Source organism: Actinomycetota bacterium (genome assembly GCA_036280995.1).
In the GTDB taxonomy this organism is placed as follows: Bacteria; Actinomycetota; CALGFH01; order CALGFH01; family CALGFH01; genus CALGFH01.
This window is the reverse complement of sequence record DASUPQ010000495.1, coordinates 1-7,231: the sequence shown is the minus strand read 5'-3', so window position 1 is coordinate 7,231 and position 7,231 is coordinate 1. Positions and strand designations below refer to the sequence as shown.

At 70.1% G+C, this 7,231-nt stretch carries 7 protein-coding genes; all 7 read right to left on the bottom strand.

The features are described from left to right. Window positions 1-344 (bottom strand): M20/M25/M40 family metallo-hydrolase (locus tag VF468_16770; protein ID HEX5879946.1); only part of this gene is annotated, 344 nt, incomplete at its 3' end. A gap of 1 nt (window position 345) precedes the next feature. Beyond that, window positions 346-2,070 (bottom strand): ABC transporter substrate-binding protein, encoded by a 1,725-nt coding sequence (locus VF468_16765; GenBank protein ID HEX5879945.1) that lies wholly within the window; start codon window positions 2,068-2,070, stop codon window positions 346-348. A gap of 39 nt (window positions 2,071-2,109) precedes the next feature. After that, window positions 2,110-3,141: an oligopeptide/dipeptide ABC transporter ATP-binding protein gene (locus VF468_16760; protein ID HEX5879944.1), complete on the bottom strand. Its 1,032-nt coding sequence runs from the start codon at window positions 3,139-3,141 to the stop codon at window positions 2,110-2,112. Next, complete coding sequence (locus tag VF468_16755) at window positions 3,138-4,295, bottom strand: ABC transporter ATP-binding protein (protein ID HEX5879943.1); 1,158 nt, start codon at window positions 4,293-4,295, stop codon at window positions 3,138-3,140. Before VF468_16755 ends, VF468_16760 begins: the two co-directional genes overlap by 4 nt. After that, window positions 4,295-5,296 (bottom strand): ABC transporter permease, encoded by a 1,002-nt coding sequence (locus tag VF468_16750; GenBank protein ID HEX5879942.1) that lies wholly within the window; start codon window positions 5,294-5,296, stop codon window positions 4,295-4,297. Before VF468_16750 ends, VF468_16755 begins: the two co-directional genes overlap by 1 nt. Beyond that, the gene (locus VF468_16745; GenBank protein ID HEX5879941.1) at window positions 5,289-6,269 is read right to left on the bottom strand and encodes an ABC transporter permease; all 981 of its coding nucleotides are present in this window, start codon (window positions 6,267-6,269) and stop codon (window positions 5,289-5,291) included. The genes VF468_16750 and VF468_16745 overlap by 8 nt, the downstream gene beginning before the upstream one ends. 101 nt (window positions 6,270-6,370) lie before the next feature. Further along, window positions 6,371-7,231, bottom strand: an 861-nt coding sequence (locus VF468_16740) for an ABC transporter substrate-binding protein (GenBank protein ID HEX5879940.1), incomplete at its 5' end; no start/stop codon positions are given.

Genomic DNA, 7,231 nt, shown 5'->3' with positions numbered 1-7,231 from the left:
TCGGCGGTGCCGCGGCCGTAGAGGCGGCCGTCGCGGACCTCGGGCTCGAACGGCGGGCTGGTCCAGGCGTCCAGCGGATCGGGCGGCTGCACGTCGTAGTGGCCGTAGACGAGCACGGCGGGGGCGCCGGGCGGGCCGGCGCGGTGGCCGACGACCAGCGGCCAGCCGCCGGTGGGCTCCACCGTCGCCGCCAGGCCGGCGGCCTCGACCAGGTCGCGGGCGTGGCCGGCCGCCTCGGGCATGCCCTGGCCGGTGGCGCTCACGCTGGGCCGCCGGACCCAGCCGGCCAGCCGCTGCACGAACGCGTCCCGGTTGGCGTCGACGTGGGCGAAGACGTCGTCCATCTCAGGGGCTGTTGGGGTCGAGCCAGAGGTTGGTGATGTCGGGGTTCTTCAGCCACGGGCTGAAGGTCCAGTTCCGGACCCGGGAGGACCAGAAGAACGCCTCCCGGTCGTAGACCAGCGGCGCCCAGGCCGCGTCCTCCATCACCAGCCGGTCGATCTGACCCCAGAGGGCGGCCCGGGCCTGGTCGTCGCGGGCCTCGTAGGCCTGGTCGATCAGGGCGTTGACCTTGTCGTTGTTGTAGTTGCCGTAGTTGTTGTTGGCGGTCGGGGAGATCAGGCGGCCGTCGAGCAGGACGCCGATGATCGAGCGGCTGCCGTTGCCGGGCACGTCGGGGCAGACGGCGGCCGCGCCCAGGTGGTGCTCGTCGCGCTTGGACCGCAGCCGCAGCGACCGGCTGTACGCCTCCCGCCCCTTGTAGAACTTCGCCTCCAGGGTGATCTGGGCCCGCTCCAGCGACGCCCGTAGCGCCTTGTACATCGCCTTCCACTTGGGCGAGTTCTGGCCGGCGTAGGTCAGGTCCACGCCGTTGGGGTAGCCGGCCTCGGCCAGCAGCTTGCGGGCCCTGTCGGGGTCGCCCCGGAAGTCCTGGGAGGGGTAGAGGTCGAAGGCGCTGTACCCGGCCAGGGTGGGGGAGAGGACGGTGGTGGCCGGCTCGCCGGCGTAGCGGCCGCCCATGGCCAGGACCAGCGCCTGCCGGTCGATGGCGTAGTTGACCGCCTGGCGGACGGCCAGCGACCTGGTCGGCCCGGCGTCGGTCTGCATGGTCAGGTAGTGGACGCAGCCGGTCGTCTCGACCGCCAGCTGCCGGGCCAGCGTCGGGTCGGCGGACAGCCGCGGGAGGTCGGTCACGGGCGGGGGCACGGCGTCGAGGTTGAGGTCGGCCTCCCCTTCCTCGATGGCCTGCTGGATGTCGGACTCGGAGCGGCCGATGTAGACGGTGATCTTGTCCACCCAGGCGCTGCGCAGCGGGTCGGTCCGCGGGTCCCAGTTCTCGTTGCGGACCAGCTCGATGAGCCGGCCCGGGTCGTGCTGCTTGAGCCGGTAGGGCCCGGACGCCACCAGGTGCTGGCCGTAGGAGTCGCCCGGGGTGTACGCCGAGGCGTGCTCCTTCGGCACCGGCGAGAAGAACGGCAGGGTGAGGATGCTGGGGAAGTCGCTGGCCGGCCGGTCGAGGGTGATGTGAAGGGTGTGGCTGCCCTTGGTCCGCAGGCCCGAGATCCGCCTGGCCTTGCCGGCCGCGAAATCGTCCACCCCCCTGATCAGCCGCGCGTACGGGTTGGGCGAGCGGTGCCTGGGGGCGAGCTTGGGATCGACCTGGCGCTCGATGGCGTAGACGAAGTCCTTGGCCTGGACCTCGCGGTCCACCGGGGGGGCGTACCTGACCCCGCGGCGGAGCTTGAAGGTGTAGGTGCGGCCGTCGTCCGAGAGCTGGTAGGGCCCGTCGGCCAGGTCGGGCACGGGCTGGAGCGAGCGCTCGCCCTCGACCCGGGTGTCGAACGAGTACAGCTCCCTGACCATCCCCCGGAACAGGGCGAAGTCGAGGTCGAAGTAGGCGATGCCCGGGTCGAGGGTGTCGGCGGGGCTGTAGCTGAAGACCCGCAGGGTGCCCCGCTTGACCCCCCGGTTGGGCTTGCCGTCGCCGACGCCGACGGCGCCGCCGTCGTCGCAGGCCGCGGCCAGCAGGACGAGGGCGGCGAGCAGCGACACCCACCTGACGAGCTTCATCTCACGACATGATGCCGTTCCCGGGCGGCGAATGCCTGGCTAGAGCAGGCTGCGCGGCTCGGCGAAGTGGCAGGCCACCGGGTGGCCCTGCCCGCGGTCGACCAGCTCCGGCTCCTGCTCGGCGCAGATGTCCTGGGCCTTCCAGCAGCGGGTCCGGAAGCGGCAGCCGGACGGCGGGTTCACCGGGCTGGGCACGTCGCCCTCGAGCACGATGCGCTGCCGCTGCCGCTCCAGCTTGGGGTCGGGGATGGGCACGGCCGACAGCAGCGCCTGGGTGTAGGGATGGCTGGCCCGCTCGTAGATGTGGTCGCGGGAGCCGATCTCGACGATCTTGCCCAGGTACATGACGGCGACCCGGTCGCAGATGTGCCGCACCACCGACAGGTCGTGGGCGATGAACACGTACGACAGGCCGAGCCGGTCCTGCAGCTCGTCGAGCAGGTTGACCACCCCGGCCTGGATCGACACGTCCAGGGCCGACACCGGCTCGTCGAGGACCAGGACCTTGGGCTCCAGGGCGAGGGCCCTGGCGATGCCGATGCGCTGGCGCTGGCCGCCGGAGAACTCGTGCGCGTAGCGGTTGCCGTGCTCGGGGTTGAGGCCGACCACGCTCAGCAGCTCCCGGACCCGCTCGCGGCCCTGGCGCTTGAACAGCCCGTGGATGATCAGCGGCTCGGCCACGATGTCGTTGACCGGGATCCTCGGGTTCAGGGAGGCGTACGGGTCCTGGAACACCACCTGGAGGTCGCGGCGGATGCTCCGCATCTGCTTGCGGGTCTTGCCGACCAGCTCCTCGCCCTGGAACTTGACCGACCCCGAGGTCGGCGGGCTCAGCTGGAGGATGGCCTTGCCGGTGGTCGACTTGCCGCAGCCCGACTCGCCCACCAGCCCGAGCGTCTCGCCCCGGTCCAGGTGGAAGGTCAGATCGCAGGCCGCGTGGACGTCGCCGACCCGGCGCCGGACCACGCCCCCGCCCATCAGCGGGTAGTGCTTGACCAGGTTGGTGACCTCGAGGATCGGGTCCTTGGCGCCGTCCTGGGTCGCGGCCGGCTGGGGGGTGGTCTGGGTCATGCGCGCTCCGCCTCCTCCGCCGCCTCGGCCTGGTCGAGCTCGGCCTTGGCCTCGTCCAGGCGGCCGAGCTGGTCGAGCTGCTCGATGGCCTGGGTGTCGGTCTCGGCGGTCTCGAACACCTCGGCGGCGGCGACGTCCCCGGCCAGCTCCTCGGCGTAGTGGCAGGCGGCGACGTGGTCCACGCCGCTCACCGACCGCAGCGGCGGCTCCTCGGCGTCGCAGTGGGGGCGGCTCATCGGGCAGCGGGGCGAGAACGGGCAGCCCGGGGGCAGGTTGATCAGCGACGGCGGCGCCCCCCGGATCGGGGTGAGGGGCTCGTCGTGCTGCTGGTCGAGGCGGGGCAGGCTCCCCAGCAGGCCCAGGGTGTAGGGCATCCTCGGGTCGTAGTAGATCGAGTCGGTCTCGCCGATCTCCACCGGCTTGCCGGCGTACATGACCAGCACCCGGTGGGCCATGCTGGCCACCACCCCGAGGTCGTGGGTGATGAGCACGATCCCGGCCGAGGTGTTCTCCTGCACCCGGCGCAGGGTGTCGAGCACCTGGGCCTGGACGGTCACGTCCAGGGCGGTGGTGGGCTCGTCGGCGATGATCACGTCCGGGTCGTTGGTCATCGACATGGCGATGACGGCCCGCTGGCGCATGCCGCCGGAGAACTCGTGCGGGTAGTTCCTGGCCCGCTCGGGGGCGTTGGGGATGCCCACGATGTCGAGCAGCTCCACCGCCCGCGCCCACGCCTTGTCCTTGCCGATGTCCTGGTGGGCGAGGATCGCCTCCTGGAGCTGCCAGCCGACCGTGTAGACGGGGTTCAGGCTGGTCATCGGGTCCTGGAAGATCATGGCGATGTGCTTGCCCCGGATCTTCGACTGCTCCTTGTCGGGCACCTTGATCAGGTTCTGGCCGCGGTAGTTGACCTCGCCGCGGATGCGGGCCGAACGGGGCAGCAGCCCCATGATGGCCAGCGAGGTCACGCTCTTGCCGGAGCCGGACTCGCCGACGATCCCGAGCACCTGCCGTGGGTGGAGGTCGAAGCTGACCCCGCGGACGGCGTGGACGATGCCGTCGTCGGTCGGGAACTCGACCGTCAGGTCCTTGACCGAGAGCACCGGCCCCCCGGTGGTGAGCGAGGACGGCTGGTCGGGAAGGGTGGTGGCCATCAGGCACGCACCCGCGTCTGGGTCGGGTCGAAGGCGTCGCGCAGGCCGTCGCCGATGAAGTTGATGGTCAGGGCGATGATCACGATGATCAGGCCGGGGAAGTAGAACAGCCACGGGCGGGTGGTGGCCGCCTGCTGGCCGGTCGAGATGAGCAGGCCGAGCGATGTGTCCGGCGGCCGGATGCCGAGCCCCAGATAGGAGAGGGCGGTCTCGATCAGGATGGCCACGGCCACGGTGATGGTGGCGTTGACGATGATCGACCCGGTGGCGTTCGGCAGCAGGTGCCGGAACATGATCCGGGCGTCGCTGGCCCCCAGCGCCCTGGCCGCCTCCACGAACTCCTTCTCGCGCAGGGACAGGAAGGTGCCGCGCACCACCCGGGCGATGTAGGTCCACTGGAGCAGGGCCAGCACCAGCCCGATGAAGAACCAGTTCCCGGCCTGCTCGGTGACGGTCGCGGCCAGCACGGCCAGGATGGCGATCGACGGGATGGTCAGGACCAGGTCGGTGAAGCGCATCAGGGCCGAGTCGATCCAGCCGCGGTAGTAGCCGGCCAGGGCTCCGATGACCGCCCCGATGGTGGTGGCCAGGATCGCCACCATCAGCGCCACCTGGACCGACTTCTGGGCGCCGCGCAGCACCTGGGCGAAGGAGTCGTGGCCGATGTCGTCGGTCCCCATGGGGTGCTCGAGCGACGGCGGCGAGGAGAACTCGTCGGTGATGTCGGCGTAGCCGTACTTCCAGAAGCGGCCGCCGACGAGCGAGACAATGACCACCAGGACGAACACGATCAGGCTGCCGACGGCCAGCTTGTGGGCCATGAACCGGCGGATGATCATCTGGGTCTGGCTGCGCCGGACGACCGTGAACTCGCGCTCGGTGGAGGTCTCCGCCACCTCGTGGACCTGGACGCCGTGCTCGGTGGTCTGGAGCTCCGGGCCGTCGCCGGCGGAGCCGGCCGGCGCCTGGGCCGCCGGTGGGCGGGGTCGGGTGTCAGCCATAGCGGATCCTCGGGTCCAGCACCGCGTACAGCACGTCCGCGATGAGATTGAACAGGATGACCAGCACGCTTGTCACCATCAGCCAGGCCAGCAGGATGTTCACGTCGCTGGTCTCGACCCCCTGGACGAGCAGCGCCCCCATGCCCTGCCAGGCGAACACCTTCTCGGTGATGACGGCCCCGCCGAACACCGCCCCGATGTCGATGGCGACGACGGTGACCAGCGGGATCAGGGCGTTGCGGAGGGCGTGCCTGGTCATCACCCGCGAGCGCGACAGCCCCTTGGCCCGGGCCAGCCGGATGTAGTCGGAGCCGAGCACGTCCAGCATGGTCGCCCGCTGGTAGCGCGACCAGGCGGCGAAGCTGATCAGGGCCAGGGCGACGGTCGGCAGGATCAGGTGCCCGGCCCAGTCGGCCAGCTTGGTCCCGAGGCTGCCGGTGAGGTTGGGCGTCTCGGCCCCGACCGTGTACACGACCTGTTCGCCGAACAGCGCATTGAGCCGGATCGCCCCGTATTCCTTGAGCAGGGCCGCCAACCAGAACACGGGCATGGACAGGAACAGGAACCCGAGGAAGGTGAAGGTGTAGTCGGTCGGCGTGTACTGCTTCACCGCCGACAGCACCCCGGCCCCGATGGCCAGGATGACGGCGATGATCGAGGCCAGGACGACCATCCGCAGCGTTACCTTGAGCCGCTGCCACAGCAGGGGCCGGACCTCGACCCCGCGGATCGACTTGCCCATGTCCCCCTGGACGAAGTTGCCCAGCCAGGTCACATAGCGGGTCGGCAGCGGCTTGTCGAGGCCGAGCTGGCGCTCACGGGCCTCGATGGTCGACTCGGGCACCGGCGGGTTGCGGCCCTTGAGGTCGGCCAGCGGGTCGCCGGAGTTCGCCACCAGCAGGAACACCAGCACTGAGGAGAGGAGGACCAGCGGGATGGCGATCAGCAGCCGGCGGATGATGAAGCTGAGCATGGCGCCCCCTCACCAGGTGACGTCACTGGGTGACGATGAGCCGACGCGGGCCGGCGGTCTCCCACCGGCCCGCGTCGAGAGCATCCCCAAGTTCCGGGGTTCTAAGCGGCCTTCTGGCCCCACAGGTTGGCGTTCCAGAAGGGCCCGTCCTGGGTGCTGTTGTCGCCGATGTTGGCGAAGGTGTTGCGCCAGGCGATGAAGGTCGGCTTCTGGTACAGCGGGATGATCGCCATGTCGGCCCACATCTGCGCGTCGATCTGGTTGCCCAGGTCGGCGGCCGTGGCCGGGTCCAGCTCGGCGATCGCCTGGTCGTAGAGCTGCTTGACCTTCGGGTTGTCGTAGCTGCCGTAGTTGGAGTCGCTCGGGAAGGTGAACAGCGCCTTCGTCGAGGAGATCGCGAACGGCGTGCCGACCCAGGCGAAGTTGGCGATGTCGAAGTTGCCCTCGGGCAGCCAGGTCTCGAAGAACACGTCCGACGGGGCGTTCTTGATCTGGATGTCGATGCCGGCCGCCTTGGCCTGGCTCTGGATCAGCGACTCCTGCGCCTCGCGGAGCGCGTTGCCCGCGGTGGTGGAGATGCGCAGCGAGAGCTTCTTGCCGCCCTTGGTGTAGATGCCGTCGGCACCCTTGGTGAAGCCGGCGCCCTCGAGCAGCTTCTGCGCCCCGGCGACGTCCTGGGTGGCGAACTCACCCGCGTTGGCGACGTACTCGGGCTGGCCGGTCAGGTAGATGCGGTTGTCCAGGCGGGTCGCCTTGGAGTCGAACTGCCCGACGGTGCGGCGGACGATCTCGTCACGGTTGATCGCCTTGGCCAGGGCCTGGCGGACCGGGAGCTCCTTCAGGAACTCGTTCTTGAAGTTGAGCGTGAGGTGCTCGAACGAGAGCCCGAAGTTGATCTCGCTGGTGATGTCGGGGTTCTGCTTCACCTGCTGCACCAGGTCGAGCTGGGGCTGCGGGTAGAT